At 68.7% G+C, this 23,415-nt stretch carries 20 protein-coding genes; 9 read left to right on the forward strand and 11 right to left on the reverse strand.

Features of this window, described 5'->3' with window-relative positions; translation table 11 throughout:
- Positions 1 to 17: 17 nt before the first annotated feature.
- Positions 18 to 677, forward strand: a complete 660-nt coding sequence (locus tag V8246_RS11315) for a DUF3011 domain-containing protein (RefSeq protein ID WP_336189235.1) — start codon at positions 18 to 20, stop codon at positions 675 to 677.
- A 12-nt stretch (positions 678 to 689) separates the two neighbouring features.
- Here the strand turns inward: V8246_RS11315 and V8246_RS11320 are convergent, their stop codons facing one another.
- From V8246_RS11320 to V8246_RS11330, 3 genes are read right to left on the reverse strand one after another with little or no spacing between them, the layout of a single operon-like run.
- The gene (locus tag V8246_RS11320) at positions 690 to 1,352 is read right to left on the reverse strand and encodes an MliC family protein (RefSeq protein WP_336189236.1); all 663 of its coding nucleotides are present in this window, start codon (positions 1,350 to 1,352) and stop codon (positions 690 to 692) included.
- Between the two features lie 28 nt (positions 1,353 to 1,380).
- Positions 1,381 to 2,613: a HAMP domain-containing sensor histidine kinase gene (locus V8246_RS11325; protein WP_336189509.1), complete on the reverse strand. Its 1,233-nt coding sequence runs from the start codon at positions 2,611 to 2,613 to the stop codon at positions 1,381 to 1,383.
- Between the two features lie 32 nt (positions 2,614 to 2,645).
- Positions 2,646 to 3,338, reverse strand: a complete 693-nt coding sequence (locus tag V8246_RS11330; RefSeq protein ID WP_185894832.1) for a response regulator transcription factor — start codon at positions 3,336 to 3,338, stop codon at positions 2,646 to 2,648.
- 136 nt (positions 3,339 to 3,474) lie between these two features.
- Between V8246_RS11330 and V8246_RS11335 the strand changes: the two genes are divergently transcribed.
- The 5 genes from V8246_RS11335 (at position 3,475) to V8246_RS11355 (ending at position 8,801) form a co-directional block, all read left to right on the forward strand.
- The gene (locus V8246_RS11335; protein WP_336189237.1) at positions 3,475 to 5,193 is read left to right on the forward strand and encodes a glycosyltransferase family 39 protein; all 1,719 of its coding nucleotides are present in this window, start codon (positions 3,475 to 3,477) and stop codon (positions 5,191 to 5,193) included.
- Between the two features lie 130 nt (positions 5,194 to 5,323).
- Positions 5,324 to 6,043 (forward strand): phosphatase PAP2 family protein, encoded by a 720-nt coding sequence (locus V8246_RS11340; protein ID WP_336189238.1) that lies wholly within the window; start codon positions 5,324 to 5,326, stop codon positions 6,041 to 6,043.
- Positions 6,040 to 7,707, forward strand: a complete 1,668-nt coding sequence (locus tag V8246_RS11345; protein WP_336189239.1) for a phosphoethanolamine--lipid A transferase — start codon at positions 6,040 to 6,042, stop codon at positions 7,705 to 7,707. The genes V8246_RS11340 and V8246_RS11345 overlap by 4 nt, the downstream gene beginning before the upstream one ends.
- 24 nt (positions 7,708 to 7,731) lie before the next feature.
- A complete protein-coding gene (locus V8246_RS11350; RefSeq protein WP_336189240.1) occupies positions 7,732 to 8,466 on the forward strand; it encodes a glycosyltransferase family 2 protein in 735 nt (244 codons plus the stop codon).
- A complete protein-coding gene (locus V8246_RS11355) occupies positions 8,463 to 8,801 on the forward strand; it encodes a lipid-A-disaccharide synthase N-terminal domain-containing protein (RefSeq protein WP_336189241.1) in 339 nt (112 codons plus the stop codon). Before V8246_RS11350 ends, V8246_RS11355 begins: the two co-directional genes overlap by 4 nt.
- Here V8246_RS11355 and V8246_RS11360 read toward each other — a convergent pair whose 3' ends face one another.
- The 6 genes from V8246_RS11360 to V8246_RS11385 all read right to left on the reverse strand — a co-directional run bounded on the left by V8246_RS11360 (position 8,802) and on the right by V8246_RS11385 (position 14,962).
- Positions 8,802 to 9,872: a PQQ-dependent sugar dehydrogenase gene (locus V8246_RS11360; protein WP_336189510.1), complete on the reverse strand. Its 1,071-nt coding sequence runs from the start codon at positions 9,870 to 9,872 to the stop codon at positions 8,802 to 8,804. It abuts the gene before it with no gap.
- A 280-nt stretch (positions 9,873 to 10,152) separates the two neighbouring features.
- Complete coding sequence (locus tag V8246_RS11365) at positions 10,153 to 11,223, reverse strand: heparan-alpha-glucosaminide N-acetyltransferase domain-containing protein (protein ID WP_336189242.1); 1,071 nt, start codon at positions 11,221 to 11,223, stop codon at positions 10,153 to 10,155.
- 10 nt (positions 11,224 to 11,233) lie between these two features.
- Positions 11,234 to 12,379: an N-acetylglucosamine-6-phosphate deacetylase gene (nagA, locus tag V8246_RS11370; protein ID WP_336189243.1), complete on the reverse strand. Its 1,146-nt coding sequence runs from the start codon at positions 12,377 to 12,379 to the stop codon at positions 11,234 to 11,236.
- Positions 12,376 to 13,413, reverse strand: a complete 1,038-nt coding sequence (locus tag V8246_RS11375; RefSeq protein WP_336189244.1) for an SIS domain-containing protein — start codon at positions 13,411 to 13,413, stop codon at positions 12,376 to 12,378. Before V8246_RS11375 ends, nagA begins: the two co-directional genes overlap by 4 nt.
- Entirely contained in the window at positions 13,410 to 14,477 is a 1,068-nt protein-coding gene (locus V8246_RS11380) for a LacI family DNA-binding transcriptional regulator (RefSeq protein ID WP_336189245.1), read from the reverse strand. The genes V8246_RS11375 and V8246_RS11380 overlap by 4 nt, the downstream gene beginning before the upstream one ends.
- A gap of 11 nt (positions 14,478 to 14,488) precedes the next feature.
- Complete coding sequence (locus V8246_RS11385) at positions 14,489 to 14,962, reverse strand: hypothetical protein (protein ID WP_336189246.1); 474 nt, start codon at positions 14,960 to 14,962, stop codon at positions 14,489 to 14,491.
- 382 nt (positions 14,963 to 15,344) lie between these two features.
- Between V8246_RS11385 and V8246_RS11390 the strand changes: the two genes are divergently transcribed.
- The 3 genes from V8246_RS11390 to V8246_RS11400 all read left to right on the forward strand — a co-directional run bounded on the left by V8246_RS11390 (position 15,345) and on the right by V8246_RS11400 (position 21,691).
- The gene (locus V8246_RS11390) at positions 15,345 to 16,376 is read left to right on the forward strand and encodes a glucokinase family protein (RefSeq protein ID WP_336189511.1); all 1,032 of its coding nucleotides are present in this window, start codon (positions 15,345 to 15,347) and stop codon (positions 16,374 to 16,376) included.
- A 113-nt stretch (positions 16,377 to 16,489) separates the two neighbouring features.
- Positions 16,490 to 19,252 carry a TonB-dependent receptor gene (locus tag V8246_RS11395; RefSeq protein ID WP_336189247.1) on the forward strand — a complete coding sequence of 921 codons (2,763 nt, stop codon included), beginning with the start codon at positions 16,490 to 16,492 and terminating at the stop codon, positions 19,250 to 19,252.
- 102 nt (positions 19,253 to 19,354) lie between these two features.
- Entirely contained in the window at positions 19,355 to 21,691 is a 2,337-nt protein-coding gene (locus V8246_RS11400) for a family 20 glycosylhydrolase (protein ID WP_336189248.1), read from the forward strand.
- A 55-nt stretch (positions 21,692 to 21,746) separates the two neighbouring features.
- Here the strand turns inward: V8246_RS11400 and V8246_RS11405 are convergent, their stop codons facing one another.
- Both V8246_RS11405 and V8246_RS11410 read right to left on the reverse strand, forming a co-directional pair.
- The gene (locus tag V8246_RS11405; RefSeq protein ID WP_336189513.1) at positions 21,747 to 22,169 is read right to left on the reverse strand and encodes a VanZ family protein; all 423 of its coding nucleotides are present in this window, start codon (positions 22,167 to 22,169) and stop codon (positions 21,747 to 21,749) included.
- Entirely contained in the window at positions 22,157 to 23,341 is a 1,185-nt protein-coding gene (locus V8246_RS11410; protein WP_336189249.1) for an SAM-dependent methyltransferase, read from the reverse strand. Before V8246_RS11410 ends, V8246_RS11405 begins: the two co-directional genes overlap by 13 nt.
- Between the last annotated feature and the right edge of the window lie 74 nt (positions 23,342 to 23,415).

A 23,415-nucleotide genomic window follows, 5' to 3' on the forward strand; every position in this document is an offset into this window, starting at 1 on the left:
CTTGCGAAGGACCCGTCATGGAACGCATGCGCATTCTGCTGTCCGCCTGTCTCGTTGGTACCGGCCTGTGGAGTGTCGACGCCCGCGCCGACGACTACGTCACCTGCGAGAGCCGCAACGACCGCTACCAGCGTTGTCCGATCGAGACCGCCGGCTATGTCACGCTCGACCGGCAACTGTCCGGCGCGTCCTGCACGCAGGGCCGCACCTGGGACTACAGCCGCCGCGAGATCTGGGTGGACGACGGCTGCCGTGCGACGTTCCGCGTGCATACCGGTTCGTCGGGACACCACGACGACCACGACGCCAAGGTCGCCGCGGGCGTGCTGATCGGGGCCGCCATCCTGGGCGCCATCGCACACAACGCGAACAAGCACGAAGACCGCTACGACGACGACCGCTACCAGGGTGCGCGCCATACCTCGTACGTGCCCTCCTGGATGGTCGGCACGTTCGAGGGCTACAACGCGGTCTACGACCGCGACATCACCCTGACCATCGATGCCGATGGCCGCGCCACGGCGCGCACGCGCGACCAGACCGTCGACGGCTGGATCAACGAGGGGCGCCTCAACGTGGGCAACACCGTGTTCGACATCGACCAGACGCGCAATGGCCTGGTGACCACCCAAGTGGGCGACCGCCACAACGAAGTCCGTTATCGCCGCGTGCGCTAGAACGGCGCGCCCTTACGGCGCGGGCCTGCAACTCAGCTTGTTGCCGAAGAAGTCGACGCTGGCTTCGCCCTGGTGCTCCCAGTACTCGATGCCGACCCGGCCGTACTTCGCGCCGCTGGCGGCAGGCTGGAGGAACACGATCGCCTGGTCGTTGCCCCAGGTCATCACCGCCGCCTGCGGATCGATATCGTTGTAATACACCATGGTGAACGGCTTGCGGTTGTCGCTGCAGCGGTATTCCACGGTCTTGGGAACGACCCGCCCGGGCTCGCCGATCGCCAGTTCCACCAGACGGGTCCGGTACGCCTCCAGCACGCACAGGCGCAGGTCCTCCGCCTTCCAGCACGCGTCACGCCCCTTCACCCACCCGCGCTGCACGGCCGGGTCGACGTCCGTGGCTCGGGCGTAACGCTCGGCCAGCCGCCGATCCAGCGCTGCCAGCTCGGCATCGGCGCAAACCAGTTTCTCGGCGCTGCTGCCCGCCTTGGCGCAATCGAAGGAGGGTGGTACCCGCGCGGGCGCAGTGGGCGAAGCAGCCGATGGCGCCTTCGGCGGCGCAGCCGGCACGGCGGGCGGTGGAGGCGGCGCCGGCGCGCAGGCCGCCAGCAGGATGAAGGCAGGACACGACAGCGGCAGCTTCATGGCGATGCGCTCGACTCGGTGGCGACGGACCATGCTAGCGCCATCCGGACGAACGTCCGCGTCAACGCGACAGACGCAACCGGCTGATCGTGCCGCGCCCCGGCGCAGACTGGATGGACAGGGTCCAGCCCAGGTGTTCGCACAGGCGCGCCAGCAGGTCCAGGCCGATGCCGCCGCCCTCGCGGCCGCCACCGCGGGCCATCTGTGCGTACAGCCGACTGATGTCCTCCGGCGTCATGCCGTGGCCGGGGTCCTGCAGAGTGACCGTGGCGTCGGCATCCAGCCGCACGTGGATCTGTCCGCGGTCGCTGTTCTCGATCGCGTTGCGCAGCAGGTTGCCGATCGCGGCCTGGACGATGTGGAGCGGAGCGGACACGCTGCAGGGCTGCAGGTCGTCGACGATCACCTGCAGATCCTTCCCCGCCAGCAGGTGGCGGTGGTCGTCGATGATGTCGGGCAGCAGTTCGTGCAGCATCACCACGTCGCTGCTGCGCGACAGGCGCGCGGGATCCTTCGCCAGCGTCAGCAACAGTGCGATCAGGCGCTCGACGTCGCGTGCGGTGCGGTGGATGCGCTGGACCTGCTGGCGCGCCGGCGCCGGCAGGTCCGGCTGCTCCAGCGCCAGTTCGCTGGCGCCGGCGATGATGGCCACCGGCGTGCGCAGCTCATGGCTGGTGGTGTCGATGAAGATGCGCTCGCGCTCGACGAACGCTTCATGCCGACGCAGGTAGTCGTTCAGTGCGCCGGCGATCACCACCAGCTCGGTGGTCGCTTTCTCCGGCACCGTGATGCGCTGCCCGGTCCTGTCCGGCGACAGCGTGCCGATGTCCGCTGCGAGACCCGTCAGGGGACGCAGCGAACGACGCAGGCCCCAGGCCACCAGCGCGCCCATCACCACCACCAGGGTGATGGCCAGTCCGAGCACGATGAGCGTCAACGTGTCTTCCTGCGATTCGAGTTCGGTGATGTCGAGCACCAGGGTGTACTTCACGCCCTCGACGGTGCGCACCAGCACCAGTACCTCGCGGTCGCCCATGACCAGTTCGTCATGGATGCCTTCCGGCAGGCCGATCACCTCGCGCGGCAACGGGCGCGCATCGGTGGAGGCGTACAGCTGCAGATCGTCGGTGTCGCTCCAGCGGTAGCGCGGATCGTCGGCGTGGCGCTGCAGGTGGTGCTCGAGTTCGGTCTTCAGCAGCGAATCCCAGACCAGGCGCTCGGCGATCTCGTTGACCAGGAAGCCATGCAGCATCACCGCCGCCGTCAGCAGCAGGGCATAGCCGCCCAGCCACATCAGGATGTGCGCGCGCAGGCTGCGCCGGACCCTCACGCGTCCCCCGACGCGTGCGGCACGGCCAGCCGGTAGCCGGTCCGCGGCAGCGTCTGGATCAGCTTCACCGGGAACGGGCCGTCCACGCTGCGGCGCAGTTCGTAGATATGCGAGCGCAGCATGTCGCCGTCGGGCGGATGGTCGCCCCATAGCGCATGTTCCAGCTGCTGGCGGGTGACCGCGGCCGGGCTGGCCTGCATCAGCGTTTCCAGCAGCTTGCGGCACGCCGGGTACAGATGCAGCGGCTGGCCGGCGCGCGTGGCTTCCAGCGTGGCGAGGTCGAGCTTCAGGTCGTGCACCTCCAGCACCTTGCGGCGCTGGCGCCCGTGCACACGCGCCATCAGTGCCTCCAGCCGCACTTCCAGTTCCGGCAGCGCGAAAGGCTTGGTCAGGTAGTCGTCCGCGCCGGCACGAAAGCCGGCGATCTTGTCGGGCAGCTCGTCGCGCGCGGTCAGCATGATCACCGGCACGTCCGAGCCGTGGTCTTCGCGCAGGCGGCGCAGGACCTCGGGCCCCTCCAGCCGCGGCAGCATCCAGTCCAGCACGATCGCGTCGTAGACCTGGGTGCTGGCCAGGTGGAGGCCGGTGAGGCCATCCGGGGCGGCATCCAGGGTGTGTCCGCGCGCCTCGAAATAGTCGAAGAGGTTCGCCACCAGACTCCGGTTGTCTTCGATGACCAGCAGCCGCATCGGCGGATACCCAGCTACGCACAGGGGACCGGCAGTCTCGCAGGCCGGATGTCGAAGCGCCGTCGGAGTTCCGACGGTTCTCTTACGCGCCATGATCCACCATGATGCGTTCCGCTGCAGGCCACCGCGAACGCCGATGACCCCGATGCACCTCCGCAACGCCCCCCGCTGGCAGACCCCGCTGCTGCTCCTGCTGATGGCCTGGGCGCTGCTGGCCGGGCTGGGCATGCGCGAGCCGATGCCGGCCGACGAACCCCGCTTCGTGCTGGCGGCACGCACCATGGTGGAGACCGGGCAGTGGCTGTTCCCGCACCGGGGCATCGAGCTGTATGCCGAGAAGCCGCCCGTCTTCATGTGGCTGCAGGCCGCCAGCTACCTGCTGGTCCGCGACTGGCAGGTCGCCTTCCTGCTGCCGTCGCTGCTGGCGGCCCTGCTCACCCTGTGGCTGAGCGGCGACCTGGCGCGGCGCCTGTGGGGGCGCCATGCCGTGCCGTACGCGGTGTTCGGCCTGTTCGTCTGCCTGCAGTTCGCGCTGCAGGCCAAGCGCGCCCAGATCGACATGGTGCTGGTGGGCATGACCACGCTGTCGCTGTGGGCGCTGCTGCGCTACCTGCTGGAGAAACCCAGCCCCTGGCTGCTCGCCCTCGGCACGTTCGCCGCAGGCCTGGGCACGGTGACCAAGGGCGTGGGCTTCCTGCCGCTGCTGGTTTTCATCCCCTGGCTGTGGGTGCGGCTGAAGTCGCGGCAGGCACTGCCCCCGCATCGCGGCCTGCATGCGCTGGCCGGCGTGGCGGGCTTCGTCGCGGGCGCGGGCGTGTGGCTGGTGCCGATGCTGTCGGTCGCACTGACCTCCACCGATCCCGCCCTGCACGCCTACGCCCGCGAGATGCTGTTCAAGCAGACCGGCACCCGCTATGCCAACGCCTGGCACCACGTGAAGCCGGCCTGGTACTACCTGCAGACGATGCTGACGCTCTGGTTGCCGGGGGTGCTGCTGGCGCCCTGGTTGCTGCCCGCCTGGTGGCGGCGGGTGAAGCGCGTGGACGCACGCCATGCGCTGCTGCTGGGCTGGGCGCTGCTGGTGCTGGTGTTCTTCAGCGCCAGCCCCGGCAAGCGCGAGGTCTACATCTTCCCGATGCTGCCGGCGCTGGCGGTGGTCGCGGCGCCGTTGTTGCCCGGGCTGCTGCGCCGACGCGCAGTGCGCGCGACGCTGTGGGCTTACATGGCGGTGCTGGTGGTGGTGGCCGGCGCATTGGGCGCGTGGCTGCTGGCGGCGCCGCCTGAACGTCTGCAGTCGCTGGTCGAGGGCCGCGGCATGGACATGGACACCGTCGTCCAGCTGGGCCGGTGGCTGGTGGGTTTCGCGATGGTCGCCACGGTGGCGATGTTCGCCATTGCGCGTGCCTCCCGCCACCGCGTGGGGGTGGCCCTGGTGACCGTCACCGCCGCCCTGTGGACGGCCTACGGCATGGGCTTCATGCCGGCGCTGAGCCCCGACAGCTCCGCCCAGGCGCTGATGCAGCGCGTGGGACAGCGGATCGGGCCGGACGCGGAGCTGGCCATGCTGGGCTGGCGCGAACAGCACCTGCTGCAGGCGGACCGCCCCGTCACCGACTTCGGCTTCAAGCAGCCGTGGGTGGACCAGTGGCAGCACGCGCATGCCTGGTTGCTGGAGGCGCCGGAGCGTCGCTGGCTGTTCCTGCGCAAGGAGGCCATCGGGCCCTGCCTCGATCCGGCGAAGGTCGTCGACATCGGCGCTTCCAACCGCCGCGCATGGATCCTTGCGCCGGGCGACGCATGGCGAGAAGGCTGCGATGTGCCGGCCGACTGGTCGGCCGACGTCAGCGAAGACTGAATCCGCAGCAACGGCACACGCGCGCGAGAATCATTCGCGCGCGTTTTAACGGACTTCCGACGGCTGTCCGACCGCGTTACGACATCGCGACCACCAGCATGCGCGGACCTTCTTTCCGCGCCCGTACTGCATGTCGGCTTCCCCTTCGTACGCCCTGTCCTTCCCGCGCGATGGAACGTCGCGCCTGTTGTTCGCCTCACTGCCGCTCCTGCTGCTCGCATGGTGGGCCGCGCGGCAGATCGACCTGCACTGGGCGGGTTGGCTGTTCCAATGGGAGGGCGGTACGTGGGCGCTGAAGCGGAGCGTGCTGCTGGAGGGCGTGCTGCATCGGGGTGGACGCCTGTTGAGCCAGGTCGCCTGGACCGGCGTGCTGGTGGCCACCCTGTGGCGCTGGCGCTCGCCCACCGCCGTGTGGACGCGGCCGGCGGCGCGCCTGCTGCTGGCCGTGTTCGCGTCCATCGCCTGCGTGGCCGCGCTGAAGACGCTGACCCACATGGACTGCCCGTGGGATCTGGCCGGACTGGGCGGGCAGCGGCCCTTCATCGACCTGTTCGAAACACGCCCCGCCACACTGGGGCCGGCCGCGTGCTTTCCCGCGGCGCATGCCGCCGGCGGCTTCGCGTGGGTGGCGCTGTATTTCTTCTTCCTGCGTGTGGCGCCGCGCTGGCGCTATGCGGGCCTGGGCATCGGCCTGCTGGCCGGCGCGGTGTTCGGGCTGGCGCAACAGTTGCGCGGCGCGCACTTCCTGTCGCATGACATTGCCAGCCTGGCGGTCTGCTGGGGCGTGGCATGCGCGGTCGAGGCCTGCTTCGGCCGCAGCGGATCCGTGCCGACGGAGTCGCGCGCATGAGCACCGCCACCCTGCACGACTCGCCGTTCGTCCGCGTGTGGCAGCGCATGCGTGCCCTGCTCCTGGCGCGTCCGTGGATCGGCACCGAGACGCTGATCGTCGGCGCATGCCTGTACTTCAGCCTGTTCGCCAATGGCGTGTTCTGGCGGGCGGCCGCGCCGCAGCCGCTAGCGCAATGGCAATGGACGCTGTCGCTGTTCCTGCTGGTCACCGCGGCGAACGGCGTGTGGCTGACACTGCTGGTATGGCGACGCACCGCCCGCGTGGTGTTGTCGCTGCTGGTGGCGACGTCCGCGCTGGCCGGCCACTACATGGCGGCCTACGGCATCTACATCGACGCCGACATGGTGCGCAACGTGCTGCACACCGACTGGCGCGAAGCCAGCGAACTGGCCGGCGTCGACGCACTGCTCCCGCTTCTCGCCACGCTGCCCGCACTGGCGGTGATCTGGCGCGTGCGGCTGCGCGAACGTACGTGGAAGCGCACGCTTGCCCTGCGCGTCGCCCTGCTAGCCGGCATGGTCGGCACCGCCGTACTGGGCGTGCTGCCGGTGACCCAGCCCCTGACCGCGTTCCTGCGCAACCAGCGCGAAGTGCGTTACCTGGTGACGCCCGCCAACGTGCTGGTATCGCTGGCGAAGGTGGTCAGCGAGGAACCCCCGGGCCGTGCGCGGGTGCAACGACCGATCGGCGAGGATGCCGTGCAGTCGCCGGCGGCCACCATGCGCCGGCCGCGCCTGCTGGTGCTGGTGGTGGGCGAAACCGCCCGCGCCGCGAACTGGGGCCTCAACGGCTATGCGCGGCAGACCACCCCGGAGCTGGCGCGACGTGACGTGCTGAACTTCCCCCGCGTCACCGCCTGCGGCAGCAGCACGGAGGTCTCGCTGCCGTGCATGTTCTCGCCGTACGGGCGCGCGAAATACGACGAGAAAGCCATCCGCGGGCACCAATCGGTGCTGCACGTCCTGCAGCGCGCGGGCGTGGCCACGCTGTGGCGCGACAACCAGTCCGGCTGCAAGGGGGTGTGCTCGGGACTGCAGGTGGAGGACATGCACGCCCGCCAGGACGCGGCGCTGTGCAACGGCGTACGTTGCTACGACGCCATCCTGCTGGAGGGATTGGCCGAGGCCGCCCGCCGCCACGCGGGCGACCAGGTGATCGTGCTGCACATGCTGGGAAACCATGGCCCGACCTACTTCGAACGCTATCCGCCGGCGTTCCGGCGGTTCACCCCGGTCTGCGAGTCCTCGGACCTCGGGCGCTGCAGCCGTGAGCAGATCGTCAACGCCTACGACAACGCCCTGGGCTACACGGACCACGTCCTGGCGACGGCCATCGATACGCTGGCCACACTCCCCGACTACGACACGGCGCTGCTGTACGTGTCGGACCACGGCGAGTCCCTGGGCGAAAAGGGCCTGTACCTGCACGGTATGCCCTACTCGATCGCACCCCGCGAGCAGCTGGAGGTGCCGATGGTGGCCTGGTTCTCGGACGGCTGGCGCGCTTCCGCCCGGCTGGACGCGGCCTGCCTGCGGCGGGTGGCCGCCGTGCCCCGCAGCCACGACGACCTGTTCCATACGCTACTGGGCCTGACCGACGTGCGGACCTCGCTGTACCAGCCGGACCACGACATTTTCCTGACCTGCCGGGCCGGACAATAATCGGCTGTCCCCGCGAGGTCTGCCATGACGGCCCTTTCCATCGTGATTCCGGTGTTCAACGAGCGCGGCAACATCGGCCCGCTGGTCAACGAGGTGGTGCAGCACCTGCGGGGACGCATCCCGTTCGACATCGTCTGCGTGGATGACCAGTCCCAGGACGACACCCGCGACGTGCTGACGGCGCTGAAGGCCGAAGTGCCGGAACTGCGCGTGCTGGTGCACCAGCGCCGCAGCGGGCAGAGCACGGCCATCCGCACCGGCGTGAAGCACGCGCTCTCGCCCTGGATCGCCACGCTGGACGGCGACGGCCAGAACGATCCCGCCGACATCCCCAAACTGCTGGCCGCGCGCGAGCAGGCCGATGCGCAGACCAAGCTGTTCGCCGGCTGGCGCGTGGACCGCAAGGACACCGCCAGCAAGCGCTGGGCCTCGCGCTGGGCCAACCGGATCCGCCAGCGCCTGCTGCGCGACGATACGCCGGACACGGGCTGCGGCATCAAGCTGTTCGAGCGCGCCGCCTTCCTCGACCTACCCTACTTCGACCACATGCACCGCTACCTGCCGGCGCTGATGCAGCGCGCGGGCTGGAAGACGGTCAGCGTGCCGGTATCGCACCGCCCGCGCGGTTCGGGCCAGTCCAAGTACACCAACCTGGGCCGTGCGCTGGTCGGCATCCGGGACCTGATGGGCGTGTCCTGGCTGATCCAGCGCAGCCACGTCACCCCGGTCAGCGAGATCGGCACGGGACGCAAGCCATGAGCGTGATGAACCAGGAAATCGTCTGGCTGGGCTGGACCGGCCTGCACATGACGCCGTGGAAACTGATCGGCCTGACCGGCGCGGCGATGTTCGGCGGCCGCTGGCTGGTGCAGTTCGTCGCCTCGCGGCGCGCGCGCCGTCCGGTGATCCCGCGCCTGTTCTGGTACATGAGCCTGGCGGGCAGCCTGATGGCGCTGAGCTACTTCCTGTTCTCGTCCAAGCAGGACGCGGTGGGCGTGCTGCAGAACCTGCTGCCGGCGTTCACCGCCGCCTACAGCCTGTACCTGGACATCCGCCACTCGCGCCAGCAGCGCGAGGCGGAAGCCGCACGCTGATCAGCTGCGATTGGGCGTCAGCTTCAACAGACGCCCGCCGCCGCCGTCCTCCAGCAGCCACAGCGCGCCGTCGGGCCCCTGCTCGACTTCGCGGATGCGCCGTCCCATGGGGTAGCGCCGCACTTCGCGCGCCTGCGTGCCGTTGAATTCGATCTCGATCAGCGCCTGCGATGCCAGACCGCCGATGAAGCCCTTGCCCCGGTACCACGGGAAGAGGTTACCCGAGTAGATGACGAAGCCCGCCGGCGCGATCACCGGCGTCCACGAGGCTTCGGGCGCATTGAACTCCGGGCGCGTGGCATGGTCGGGGATCGGCGTGCCGTCGTAGTGGTCGCCGTTGGAGACGACCGGCCAGCCGTAGTTGCTGCCGCGCTCGATGAGGTTCAGTTCGTCGCCGCCGGCCGGCCCCATCTCGTGCGTCCACAGCCGTCCCGCATTGTCGAACGCGATACCCAGCAGGTTGCGGTGACCCAGCGTCCACACCTGCGCCGCGATGCCGCCCTGCGCGGCGAACGGATTGTCCGGCGGCACGCTGCCGTCGTCGTTGAGACGGATCAGCTTGCCGAGCGCGGATTGCAGGTCCTGCGCCGGCGTCATCGCCTGGCGGTCGCTGGAGGTGATCCACAACTTGCCCTCCGCACCGAACGCCAGCCGGTGGCCGTAGTGGCTTTCCCCGTTGACCTTGGGCAGCTGCCGCCAGATGACCTGCAGGTTGGACAGGCTGCCGCCGTTTCCGCTCGCATCCAGCGTCAGCGTGGCACGCGCCACCGCGGCACCACGCGTGCTGCCGCTGCCCGCTTCGGCATAGCTCAGGTAGACCAGACGGTTGTCGGCGAAGCGCGGATGCAGCAGCACGTCGCCGAGCCCACCCTGGCCCCCGTAGGCGACGGCCGGCACACCGGTGACCTGGCCCACCTGCCCGGTGGCGACATGGGCCAGGCGCAGGGTGCCGCGCTTTTCGGTGACCAGCAGGCGGCCGTCGGGCAGGAACGTCATCGCCCAGGGCTCATTGAACGTGGCGACCGGCGTGCTGGTGAACGGGGGGTCGGGCACGACGCGGGGTGGCGACATGCCGCCTGCAATGCGCCCTGCGCCGGATATCGGGGCACGCGTGGCCGATGCGTCGGGTGGCGTCGCCTGCGTGGCGGGAATTCCCGCGGTTGCGGCGACGCGCTGGGGGCTGGATGCCAGCACGACCCGGGCGCCGTTCTCGTCGACCGTCGCGCGCTGGCAGGACGCCAGGCACACCAGACAGGCAAGCAGCAACGGCCTCTTCATGCGGGTGCTCCGGCGACGGTGACCGTCGTTGTACGCCGCTTCGGCGAAGAAAAGCGTGACGGTCGCCGGGCCTTCAGACCTTCAGGTACCAGCCCCGCCGGTCCATCGCATATACGACCAGCCACCACACGCCGACGAACGACAGCGCGAACGCCAGCGACGGCACGTACGGGCCGAAGCGCGGCGTCATCCAGTCGGCGAATCCGGCCCGGTACAGCGGCTCCATCCAGCCGAGTCCGAGCAGTACGTACGTCATCACGGCCGCGCCGACGTACGCGGCGATGGCGTTGGCACCGAGGCGTCGCCCCACGGCCGGCCATCCCTGCCGGTCCACCGCCACATGGGCGAGCGCCAGCGCGAGCAACGCGCAGCCGGCGGTGAACAGCGCATAGGACGACGTCCACAGCGCCTTGTTCAACGGAAACACGCTGCTCCACGCCAGGCCGATGGCCACGGCCGCCATGCCGGCCAGCACCAGCATGCGAAGCGCGCCGCCCCGCAACCAGGCGCCGGCCCGCACGCCCAGTAGCGTGGTGGCGATGGCAGGCCATGTACTCAGTAGCCCCTCGGGGTCCTGGCCGCGCGCAAGCGTGGCATCCCACTGGTACAGCCACGGTGCGAACAGGGCCGTATCCACCCGCGCGGGCAGGTTCGTGTAGGGGGCATAGCCGAACGGCGCGAGCAGCGCCCAGTAGCCCAGCAGGATCACGCCGATCAGCGCCCACTGCGTGCGCGGTTTCGCATACAGCGCCACCAGCCCCACGATGGCGAAGCACGCGCCGATCCGCTGCAGTACGCCCCAGGGACGGACGTGCGCACGGTCCAGCAGCAGGTACGCCAGCAGATGCAGCGCCAGGCCGAGCGCGACGATCTTCGCCGCGCGCCACAGCAGCGCGCGCACCAGCACGTCGCGCGCCACGCCTGCCTCGGCACGCGGCACGATGCCCAGCGAAACCGACACGCCGACGATGAAGAGGAAGAACGGGAACACCAGGTCGGTCGGCGTCGCGCCGTGCCATTGCGCATGCAGCAGGGGTGCATACACGTGCGACCAGTCGCCGGGCGTATTGACCAGCAGCATCGCCGCCACCGTCAGCCCGCGCAGCGCATCGACGGACGCGAACCGGACCGGCGCGGCGCTCATGCGCACAGGATCACGCGCCGCCGATCCAGGTGCCGACGACCTGCAGCTCCTCGTCCAGCGCGACCAGGTCGGCCTGGTAGCCGGGCGCGATGCGGCCGTGCGTGGCCCCGAGGCCGAGCAGATCGGCGGGATAGGTGGACGCCATGCGCGCCGCTTCCTCCAGCGGCAGGTCCAGCAGCCGTACGCAGTTGCGCACGGCGGTCGCCATGTCCAGCGCCGACCCCGCCAACGCACCGGCGGCATTTCGCACCATGCCATCGGCGGCCGTGATGGTTTCGCCATAGAGATCGAACGACGGATCGTCCGCACCCACCATCGGCATCGCATCGGTCACCAGGAACACCTTGCCGCGCGGCTTGGCCGACAGCGCCACCCGCAGGCTGGCCGGGTGCACGTGCACGCCATCGACGATCACACCGCACCAGCAACCGTCGTCTTCCAGCGCCGCACCCACCGCGCCGGGCTCGCGGCCCTGCAGCGGCGACATCGCGTTGTAGAGATGGGTGAAGCCGGACACGCCGGCCTCGATGCCCGCGCGGATCCGCTCGTAGGTGCCCGCGGTATGGCCGGCGAACACGATGGCACCGCGCGCGACCATCGTGCGGATCGTGTCGGCTGGCACCTGCTCGGGGGCCAGCGTCAGCAGGGTCACCCCGTTGTCGAGCGAGGTCGCCATCGCGACTTCGTCCGCTCCCGGCACGCGGAACTTGGCCGCGTCGTGCGTACCCTTGCGCGCAGGCGCGATGTACGGCCCTTCCAGATGGATGCCCAGCACCCCCGGCACGCCCTGCGCGATGGCCTCGCGCGTGGCCGCGATCGCGCGCGCCATCACCTCGGCGTCGTCGCTGATCAAGGTGGGCAACAGGCCGGTCGTGCCGAAGCGCCGGTGCGCCTGCGCGATCGTGCGGATCGCCTCCACGCTCGTGTCGTTGTTGAACAGCGCGCCACCGCCGCCGTTGACCTGTGCGTCGATGAAACCGGGCAGCAATGTCGCGCCGTGAAGATCGTGCCGTACCACCTCTGAGGGGATCGCATCGTCCGCGACCAGGTCGGCGATGCGGCCGTCCTGCATCAGCACTGCCAGGCCTTCGACGAATCCGTCCGGCGTCAGCACGCGGGCATTGCACAGGGCGGTGGCGGTGCGCATCGCGTTCATACCGTCTCGGTGACCTTGTTGAGGTGCGGCGGCACGTCGGGATTGTGGCCGCGGCGCAACGCCAGCGCATTGATCGCGCGATAGAAGCTCTGGATGGTCAGCAGCGGCGCGCAGGCCGGATGCGGGGCTTCGGCCAGCGGCAGGTCGCCCTGGCGCGATGCGACCCACACCTGTGCGCCCCGACCGCGGAATTCCTGGGCCAGCGCCAGTGTGCCGGCCTCGGTTTCGTCCGGCTGGGCGAAGCAGAGCACCGGGAAGCCCGGACCGACCAGCGCCATCGGCCCGTGCTTCACTTCCGCCGAGCTGTAGGCCTCGGCATGCAGGCCGCAGGTTTCCTTGAACTTCAGCGCCGCTTCCTGCGCGGCGGCCAGGCCCAGGCCACGGCCGAGCACGAACAGGTTGTGCGCACCCGCCAGCCCATCGGTCAGCGGCGACCAGTCCGCCTGCCAGGCCCGCCGCAGCGCGTCAGGCAACGCCTCGGTGGCGGCATGCAACGGCGCTTCGTTCTTCCAGTGCGCGGCCAGCTGCAGGATCGCCGCGAGCGAGCCGAGATAGCTCTTGGTGGCCGCCACGCTGCGCTCGGGACCGGCACGCAGCGGCAGCACGGTATCGGCCAGCTGCGCCAGTGGCGAGTCTTCCACGTTGACCAGCGCCACCACGCGCGCACCGGCCTCCTTCGCCTGCGTCGCGTTGCGCAGCAGGTCCGGACTCTTTCCCGACTGCGAAATCACCACGTACAGCGCGCCCGCCAACCGCTGCTTGGCTTCGTACACCGAGCCCACCGACGGCGACGCCGAGGCGGTGACCACGCCGAGCTGCGTCTCGAACAGGTATTTCGCATACGTGGCTGCGTGATCCGAGCTTCCGCGCGCGCAGGTCACCACGAACGGCGGCGGGTTGCGCCGCAGGTCGTCGGTCAGCGCCTTCAGCGTGGCGGCGTTGCGCGCGTACTGGTCGGCGACGATGTCGGCGGTCTGGGCCGCCTCCTGATGCATCAGGGTGTCGGAAGGCGCGGGCAACGGCGTGTCGGTCATGGTGTCGGGGGTTCGGGTCGGTCCGCGCGCGGACGCACCGGCGCAGTGGAACCGCGCACCACCAGTTGCGGCACGAAGCCCTGGTTGTGCACGGCGGTGGGATGGTCGTCGTACGCGTCCTGGCGCAGGCCGGCGATCAGCAGGCGCGCGGCCTGCTTGGCGATGTCCTGCGTGGCCTGCTTAGCGGTGGTCAGCGGCGGCCACGACTGCTTGGAGAACGGACTGTCCTCGAAGCCGGCGATGGACAGGTCGTACGGCACGTTCATGCCGGCGGACTTGGCCGCCGCCAGCACGCCGGCGGCGATTTCGTCGTTGGAGCCGAAGATCGCGGTGGGCGGTTCGCGCAGCGCCAGCAGTCGGCGCGCGCCACGGAAGCCGTCGTCGAACGTGTAATCGCCCGGCACGACGAGATGCTTGTCGAGCGCGATGCCGTAGTCCTTCAGCGCTTTCTCGTAGCCGGCATAGCGTTCGGTGCTCGACCGGTGCGCCAGTCCGCCCCACAGGAAGCCGATGCGCTGGTGTCCGAGCTGGATCAGGTGTTCGGTGATCTCGTAGGCGGCATCGCGGTCGTCGACATAAACACAGGGCAGGCCGTCTTCCGGATCTTCCGTCGCGGCGATGATGCGCACCAGCTTCACCCCGCGCGCGGCCAGCGCATTCACCAGGTCGGCGCGCTCGGACATCGGCGCGGTCAGCACCAGGCCGGCCAGGCGCGAGCGCTGCACGAATTCCACCAGCTCCTCCGCCAGCAACGGCGAGGTGGAATCCACCGGATGGATCTGCAGGCCGAAGCCGGTTTCCTTGCACGCCGCCAGCACGCCGTTCTGCACGCCGATGATGTGGTACGGGTTGGGGTTGTCGTACACCAGTCCGATCACGAACGGCGTGCCGCTGCGCAGGTTGCGCGCGGACTGGTCCGGCTCGTAGTCCAGCTCGGCGATGGCGTGCAGCACGCGCGCGCGCGTGCCCTGCAGCACCGACGGTTCGTTGTTGATGACCCGGGACACCGTCTTCAGCGAGACCTTCGCGCGTTCGGCGACGTCCTTGATGGTGGGTCGGCGCATGGGCGTTTCCGTCATGGAGGCGAGTCCGCCATGATGCCGCGTTCCGGCACGGCCGTCGCCGGTCGCAGACGACTCGCCCGATGCCCTGCCGCCGCGCGGCGAAAGATGGCGGCCCGCTTGTTGCGGATGCCCGTCGGCGCCATGCGTCGTGCGGTGCCGTCGATCAGGCCCGGCATGCCCGCACCTGGGCGCACCGCGGGCTGCAGTGGCGCCAGACCTCCGCCGATGACGCACAGCCCGGCCGGCGCACGGGGATACCCCCATGGGAGGAAGGACCCGGCGAGCATCGCCGCCGCCCCTGTCATCGCGACCTGGCTGGTGGCCAGTCCCTTGCGTACGCCGCTGCGTCTGGACAGCGCCGCCGGCTGCGTCAGGAAGAAGCGGATCAGGCAGGCCACCGTCGACTTGAGGAAGGCATTGATGGAGCACGCGGTACCGACGAGGGCGAACGAGCGGAGCGGGGCGTAGCCGTTACCGGCGGTCATGCAATCCCCGGTTCCGACGCGCCCGCCAGGTCCGCGGCCAGCAGCGGGAATAACGTTGTCATGGCCGCGCGAACGGATCGAGAAAAGGCGAGGATCCGCCCCCCTTCGGGCTGACTGATGTGAGTGCAGCGGCGTCATGCACTGCAGCATGAAGTCCATCGGACTCACCCTTTCTCGCCTTCCGGAAGACTGCATTGAACCCATTCCTGCGCGCAATCGAATGATGAATACGGCAATTGTTGTCATTCTTCGACATCCCTTGGCCGCTCGAACGCCTATTTCATGACAGAGTCTTGACAACGTTGTCAAACACTTTTCACACTCCGGCCCCATCGGGATACGGGGTCCCGGCCGCGGACATCTGGGGAGACGTGTGGTCGCCATTGCCAATCCATTGCCGACAGAGGCCAGCCGCGGGGCGCACGACGCCTTCATCGCGGCGGACGTCGGTGGCACCCATGTCCGCATCGGTCTGGTGCGCGGCAGCGGCGACGCCGGCATGCCGGTCCACGTGCTGGAGTACCGCAAATACGCCTGCGCCGAGCACGCCGGCCTGGGCGACATCGTCCAGGACTTCCTCGCCCACCTGAGCCTCGCCCACGGACGGGTGACGCGCGGCGTGATCGCCAGCGCGGGTTATGCGCTGGAAGACGGCACCGTCATCACCAACAATCTGCCGTGGCGCCTGTCGCTGACCGACCTGCGCACGCAGCTCGGCTTCGACGACGTCCGCCTGGTCAACGATTTCGAAGCCGTGGCGCATGCCGCCGCGCAGGTGGATGCCAGCCAGGTGCTGCAGTTGACCGGCCCCACCATCGCACCGGCGCGCGGCCCGACGCTGATCTTGGGGCCGGGCACCGGTCTGGGCGCGGCTGTGTGGATCCCCGTCGGCGCACGCGCCGTGGTACTGGCCACCGAGGCCGGCCAGGCGGCGCTGACGGCGGGCAATGCACTGGAAATGGCACTCCTCGCCGAAATGCTGAAGACGCGCACGCACGTGCCGGTCGAACACGCGCTGTCCGGCCCCGGCCTGCTGACCCTGCACGCGGCGCTGTGCGCCGTCCGCGGGGCCGCGCCTTCGGGCTACACGCATCCGGGCCAGGTCACGGCCGCCGCGCTGTCGGGCGAGGACCCGCTGGCGCGCGAAAGCCTGGACGTGTTCTGCGGCCTGCTCGGCAGCGTGGTCGGCGACATGGCCCTGCTCTACGGCGTGCAGGGCGGTGTGTACCTCGCAGGCGGGATCCTGCCCAGGATCCGCGATTTCCTGATCCACAGCCGCTTCGTGGCGCGCTTCCTCAACAAGGGAACGATGCGCGAGGCGCTGGAACGCATTCCCGTGAAGCTGGTGGAGCACGGGCAGCTCGGGGTGGTGGGTGCCGCCAGGTGGTACCTGGAGCAACAGCAGGAAGATTGAAGAGCAAGCGCCGGGACAGGCGTGGCGTCGATTGCAGTAACGGCTTCAGCACGGCGGAGCAAGCGCGAGCAAGACCTGCCGAAACTCAAACAATGAATGATGGGAGAGACATCATGACGTACCGCAGATCCATCCTTTCCGCCGCCATCGTGACCTGTCTGGGTGTGGCGGTGCAGGCACACGCGCAGGACGCCCAGCCGACCGGCACCCAGGCGACCGACCTCGACACCGTGGTGGTCACCGGCATCCGTGGCAGTGTGGAGAAGTCGCTCGATGTCAAGCGCGAGGCCAAGAGTCACGTGGAAGTGATCACCGCCGAAGACATCGGCAAGATGCCCGACAAGAACGTCGCCGACTCGTTGCAGCGCATCCCCGGCGTGACGGTCAGCTCGGCCGGCGCCAACGAAGGCGGCTTCGACGAGAACGACCGCGTGTCGATGCGCGGCACCAATCCGAGCCTCACGCAGACGCTGTTCAACGGGCACAACATCGCCTCAGGCGACTGGTTCGTGCTGAATCAGACCGGCACGGTCGGCCGCAGCGTCAGCTACACCCTGCTGCCGTCGGAACTGGTCAGCCAGATCGTCGTACACAAGTCTTCGCAGGCCAGCCTGGTGGAAGGCGGCGTGGCGGGCTCTGTCGACATCATCACCCGCAAGCCGCTGGAGTTCGCGGAAAACTTCACCGCGGAAGCATCTATCGGTGCCGTCTATTCCGACCTCCCGAGCGAAACCGAACCGCAGTTCAGTGGCTTGCTGAACTGGAAGAACGACGCCGGCACCCTCGGCGTGCTGGTCCAGGCGTTCTCGGAAGAGCGCAGCCTGCGCCGCGACGGCCAGGAACTGCTGGGTTACGAGCAGATCGCGCCAGGCAGTGCGGTCGCACTCTCCAACCCCGACCTCGCCGGCGTGTGGTATCCCACGATGATCGGTTCGGCACTGTTCGAGCAGAAGCGCGAGCGCAAGGGCGGCCTGCTCGAAGTCCAGATCAAGCCGACCGACGACCTGACGCTGGGCGTGAACGCCTTCGTGTCGGACCAGAAGGCCGGCAACTACAACCGCAACTACCTGCTGTGGGTGACGCACTTTCTGGCCCGCGGCACGGGCCAGGCGCCGCTACCGGGTTACGTCGTCCGCAACGGCACCTTGGTGCAGGCCGACTTCGCCGGCGTCCCGGGCACGACGTATGGCGTGTACGACCAGATCTCGCGTCCTGATGCGAGTGCAGACTCCTCGTTCATCGCGTTCGATGCCAAGTGGCAGCCCAGCGACTCGCTGGTGCTGAAGGCGCAACTGGGCACGTCCGACGGCACCGGCGAGACGCCGACCCAGGACGTGGCGGAGTGGAACGTGGGCATCGGCGCCGGCGGTGGCTGGGGCCTCAACGGCGTCGGTGCGGCCGACTGGTACATCGGCGGCAACCCCGCCAGCAACGCTGCCGACACGCTGGGCTGGATCTTCGGCTACCAGGACGTCAAGGTCGAGGACGAAGAGAAGTGGGGCCAGATCGATGGCGAGTACTTCATCGACAAGGGCGCCATGTCCTCGCTGCAGTTCGGCGTTCGCCACGCCGAGCACAGCCGCGAGTCGCTGGGTGCGACCGGTCAGGGCCCGGCGTGCAAGGACGCGAGCGGCAACACCGTCGCATTCGACTGGAGCCAGCCGTACTTCTGCCCGGTCGGCGCGCAGTCGCCGTTCGATCCGGCCAACTACCCGACCGGCGGCTACGCCAACTATCCGGGCGACTTCGCCGACGGGCTGGGCGGTACGTTCCCGCGCGACATCTGGTACTACTCGCCGCAGCAACTGGCTGCCTTCAACGACCGCTTCACCAACCGCAACCCCACCACGCGCACCGACTGGGCCGGCCTGTACGGCATCCATGAGGAATCGTCTGCGGCCTACACCCAGCTGAACCTGGAAGGCGATCGCTGGAGCGGCAACATTGGCCTGCGCTATGTGCGGACCGAGCAGCGCATCCACAACAACGTTTCAGGCACGGGCTCGCCGGATGCGATCACCGGTTCGGATTTCGGTCCTTATCTGCCGGTCATCACTCGCCACACGTACACCGACCTGCTGCCCAGCGCCAACATCAAGTTCGACATCACCGAGGACCTGGTGGCTCGCGTCGCGGCTTCGCGCACGATGACCCGCCCGGACTACTCGGCACTCGCGGGTGCCGTCTCGCTCAGCCCACCCCCCTCGGTGGGCGCACCGGGTTCGGGCAGCGGCGGCAACCCGGATCTGAAGCCGATCCTGTCGACCAACTTCGACGTCTCGGTGGAGTGGTACTTCGCACCGCGCGCGCTGTTGGCCGCCAGCGTGTTCTACATGGACCTGAAAGACTACGTGTCCTATGGCCAGGAGACGCGCCAGTACATGACCTACAGCACGACCAACCCGCAGGGCTACCTGGCGGACTACGTGCTGACGGTGCCGGTCAACACCGACGGCAAGGTCAAGGGCGTGGAGCTCACGTACGAACAGCCGATCGGCGAGAACTTCGGTTTCAATGCCAACTACACGTATGCAGATGGTGAGCAGGACGATGGCCGCGACCTGGTGGGCACCTCGAAGAACACCTACAACATTGGTGCGTACTTCGAGAACGACCGCTTCAACGCGCGCGTGAACTACACCTACCGCTCCGAGTTCTACAGTGGCCTGGATCGTGCCACCGCGTTTTACCAGGACGAGACCGACGTGCTGTCCGCGTCGCTGGGCTACAAGGCGACGGACTGGCTGACGGTCACGCTGGACGGTTTGAACCTCAACGAGCCGAAGCTGAAGTACTACGCGCTCAACCGCGACCAACCGCGTTCGATCTACCAGAACGGCCGCCAGTACTACCTGAACTTCCGTTTCAAGTTCTGATCGCATCACCGATGTAAGGGAACGCTCTCCCTCTGCGGGCCTGGATTTGTCCGGGCCCGCTTTTTTTTGGCACTCTCCGCTCGTTCGCCCACGAGGATTCCGATGAAACGACCCTTCGTCCGTCGCGCCCTGGCCGGCATGGCCCTCTCCCTGCTGGTCCTGGCCGGCTGTGCCAGGACGGGCAGCGATGCCGGCGCCGCGACCGCTTCGGCGCCCATCACGCCGGCCCTGATTCCCGCGCCCGCCGCGCTGCAGGCGGGCGAAGGATCGTTCGTCATCAATGCCGACACCCGCCTGTCCGCCACCGGCGAACCGGCGACACGGGTCGCCGGCCAGTTCGCGGCCTACCTTCAGTCGGCAGGCGGGCCTACACTGGCGATCGCGGACGCCGATGGCAAGAACGGCATCCGCTTCGTACTGGAAACGGGCGATGCGGCTGCGGCCTCGCCCGAGGCCTACACGCTGGACATCACGCCCGATGGCGTCACGGTGAAGGCACGCGACGAGCGCGGCCTGTTCTACGGTGCGGTGACGCTGTGGCAGCTCGCCACCCAGGGCGACAAGGGCGGTGTCACGCTGCCGGCGCTCCATATCGAAGACGCACCGCGCTTCGCCTGGCGCGGCTTCATGCTGGACCCGGCGCGCCATTTCCAGACCGTCGACGAGGTGAAGAAGATCATCGACGCGATGGCCCTGCACAAGCTCAACACCCTGCACTGGCACCTGACCGACGACCAGGGCTGGCGCATCGAGATCAAGCAGTACCCGAAGCTCACCGAAATCGGCGGCTGCCGCATTCCCGCCGGCGATGGCGGCAAGGACCCGAAAACCGGTGAGCCTCGCCCCTACTGCGGTTTCTACACGCAGGACCAGATCCGCGACGTGGTGAAGTACGCCGCCGAACGCCACATCACCGTCGTGCCCGAGATCAATGTGCCGGGCCACGCGACCGCAGCGATCGCTGCGTACCCGGAACTCGGCTCCATCGACACGCCGCTGGTGCCGTCCAGCGAGTGGGGCGTGTTCCCCAATCTGGTCAATGTGGAAGAACCGACGATCGCTTTCTTCGAGAACGTACTGGGCGAAGTGGTGCAGCTGTTCCCGGGCACTTACGTGCACATCGGCGGCGACGAAGCGGTGAAGGACCAGTGGGAAGCGTCGGCGCGCGAGCAGGCCCGCATGCGCCAGGTCGGCGCGAAGACCGAAATGGATCTGCAGGGGTATCTGGTCGAGCGGCTGGAGAAGTATCTCGCCGGACACGGCAAGCGCCTGATCGGCTGGGACGAGATTCTGGAAGCCAAGCTGCCGCCTGAAGCCACGGTCATGTCGTGGCGCGGCATCGAAGGCGGCCTTAAGGCCGCGCGCCAGGGCCATGACGTGGTGATGTCGCCGTCGGACAAGACCTACCTGGACTATCTGCAGACGGCGTCGCCGAACGAGCCGCCGGGTCGCCCCTCGCTGATCACGCTGCAGGACGTCTACGCGTTCGAGCCGGTGCCGCCGGAGCTGGAGGAAAGCCAGCGTCACCATATCCTCGGCCTGCAGGCCAACCTGTGGACCGAACACACGCGTACGTTCGCGCGCCTGCAGCACAACGCCTTCCCGCGCCTGGCGGCGGTCGCCGAAACCGGCTGGACGCCAGCGGCGAAGAAGGACTTTGCCGACTTCACCCGTCGCCTGCCTACGCAACTGAAGCGCTACGACGCCATCGGCCTGGGCTACGCGAAGACGCCCTTCGAAGCGATGATCGCGACCGAGGACGACCGCAAGGCGGGTACCGTGAAGGTCACGCTGTCGAATCCGCTCGGCTATCCGGTGCACTACACCACCGACGGCAGTGAACCGACATCGACTTCCAAGGCGTTCGCATCGCCGCTCGACCTGAAGCTGCCGGTCACCGTGCGTGCGGCCGCCTTCGCCGAGGGTCGTGCACTGGCGCCCGCCGCCACGTTCGAACTGACGCCGGCCTCGATGCTCACCCGCACCGACGAGGCGATGGCCGTGTGCCCCGATGCGGGCCGCCTGTTGCTGCGTCTGGAAGACGACGGCCCGGCCGAGGGCGAACGCGCGATCTTCAATGCCACGATCTTCTACCCGTGCTGGCAGTGGAACCAGGCCGACCTGGACGGCATCGCGTCGATCAAGGTGCGTGCGGGGCGCATCCCGTACTACTTCCAGCTGGCGCACGACGAGCCGCACCGCACGTTCGAACCGGCGAAATCGTCGCTGGGCGAGCTGGAAATCCTGGGGGGCGGCTGCAAGGGCCACACGCTGGCAAGCGTGCCGCTGCCGGCAGCGCCGGGCGCGGATGGATTCCTCGACCTGGACGCACCGCTGCCCGCCGGCACCGCCGGCAGGCAGGACCTGTGCGTGCGCTTCACCGGCGACACCCGGCCGCAGATGTGGGTACTGGACCGCATTACGCTGACGCCGCGCTGAGGCAGGCCGCCGTCGAAGAAAAAGCCGGGCGATGCCCGGCTTTCTTCTTTTCCTGCTACGCGCGTCGTGGGCGAAGCCGCGTATCGAAGGCCAGCAGCATGTCATGCAGGGGCGTGAACAACGTGGACAGGCCGGCCAATACGCCGAGCGTATTGGCGAGGGCGTCGCGCGGATCGGCCATGCGGGTGGTGGTCAGCGCGCCCTGCGCGCACTCCAGACCGACACCCAGGGCGATCAGCAGCGCCGCCACGACCATGCAGCCGCGTCGCTTCGCGAACAGCTGCATGGCCGACGCAGACAACAGCGCATAGGCGAGAAAGTGCTCCACCTTGTCGCCGCCCTCCGGCACGGGCGGCAGCCCGCTCAGGTTCACCAGCGACAGGACGACCACGATGGCGACGGCGAGCAGCCACAGGACCAGCCACAGCCGCGGGCGATGGAACGGCTTCAGCGCGAAAACACCGCTCACAGGCGCCAGCTCAGGTCGTTGAACAGGAAGGCCGCGCCGAACTCGACATCGCGCGAGAAGCCCATCATCTGGAAGCGCTCACCCATCTCGCTGGGCAGCGTCAGCCGCTTGGCTTCGTTGCGCAGGCGCAACAGGGTGGCCTCGTCCGCACGCGCCTGCGCTTCGTCCAGCCGCTCCTGCAGACCGTTGCCCAGCAGGAAGTTCGCCTGCGTGGTGTAGCCGGCCAGGTCGAAGCCGGCATTCGTACCCGCCTCGGCCAACGCGGTGAAATCGACCGACGCGGTGATGTCCTGCAGGCCCGGCCACAAGTAGGCATCGTTGTGGACGCGATGGCGGTAGTACGCGCGCAGCGTGCCGTCGTCGCGGTCGGCCTGGTAGAACTCGCGCCGCGGGTAGCCGTAGTCGGCGAACAACATCGCGCCCCTGTCCAGGCCGCCCATCACCGCCTGGATCCAGTAAGGCAGCTGCGGCAGCAGCTCGGACCGGTAGCCATCGGGGAAAGGCGCATCCAGGTAGCGTTCGACATGGCGGACTGCGGCGGACAGCAGCGCGTCGGCCGGACGGTCGGTGCGGACGAAGCGACCCTCCCCGTCCAGCCCAACGCCTTCCTCGAACACTTCACCGTCACGCAGCGTGAAGCGCGGGGTGGGTAGCGCATCGATCACTTCGTTGGCGAACAGCACCCCATTCCAGGTCTCGTCCGGTGGCGCATCCAGCCACTCGACCAACTCGAACACCGGCGGGATGAGCCGGCGCCCCAACCGTTCGCGCTGGCGTTCGCGCAGATCGGCGCTGGGCTCGAGGATGGCGTAGCGCGCGGGCAGCGCATCCAGTTCCAGCAGCCGCTTGAGCATGATCTCGGCGAATGCACCGCTGCCGCCGCCGATCTCGACGAATCCGGCTTCCGGACCCAGCTGCTGCAGTACCGGCGCCACCGCCTGCGCCACGCAGCTGGCGAACAGCGGCCCCAGCTCCGGCGCGGTGGTGAAATCGCCCGCTTCGCCGAACTTGGTGCTACCCGCGCTGTAGTAGCCCAGCCCGGGCGCGTAGAGGCTGCACTCCATGAAGCGCGAGAACGGAATGCTGCCGCCCTCGGCGGCGATCTCGTTGCGGATGAAGGCCGCGAGGCGTTCGCTGTGCGCACGCGCGTCGTCGTCGGGGAGGGGCAGATCGGCCTGCATGGTGCACCGGGCAGCGGGAAACCCGGCCATTGTACGGGCCGTCTAACACTGGAATGGCGGCCCTAGCCAACCCC

Source organism: Pseudoxanthomonas sp. F11, assembly GCF_037046485.1.
In the GTDB taxonomy this organism is placed as follows: domain Bacteria; phylum Pseudomonadota; class Gammaproteobacteria; order Xanthomonadales; family Xanthomonadaceae; genus Pseudoxanthomonas_A.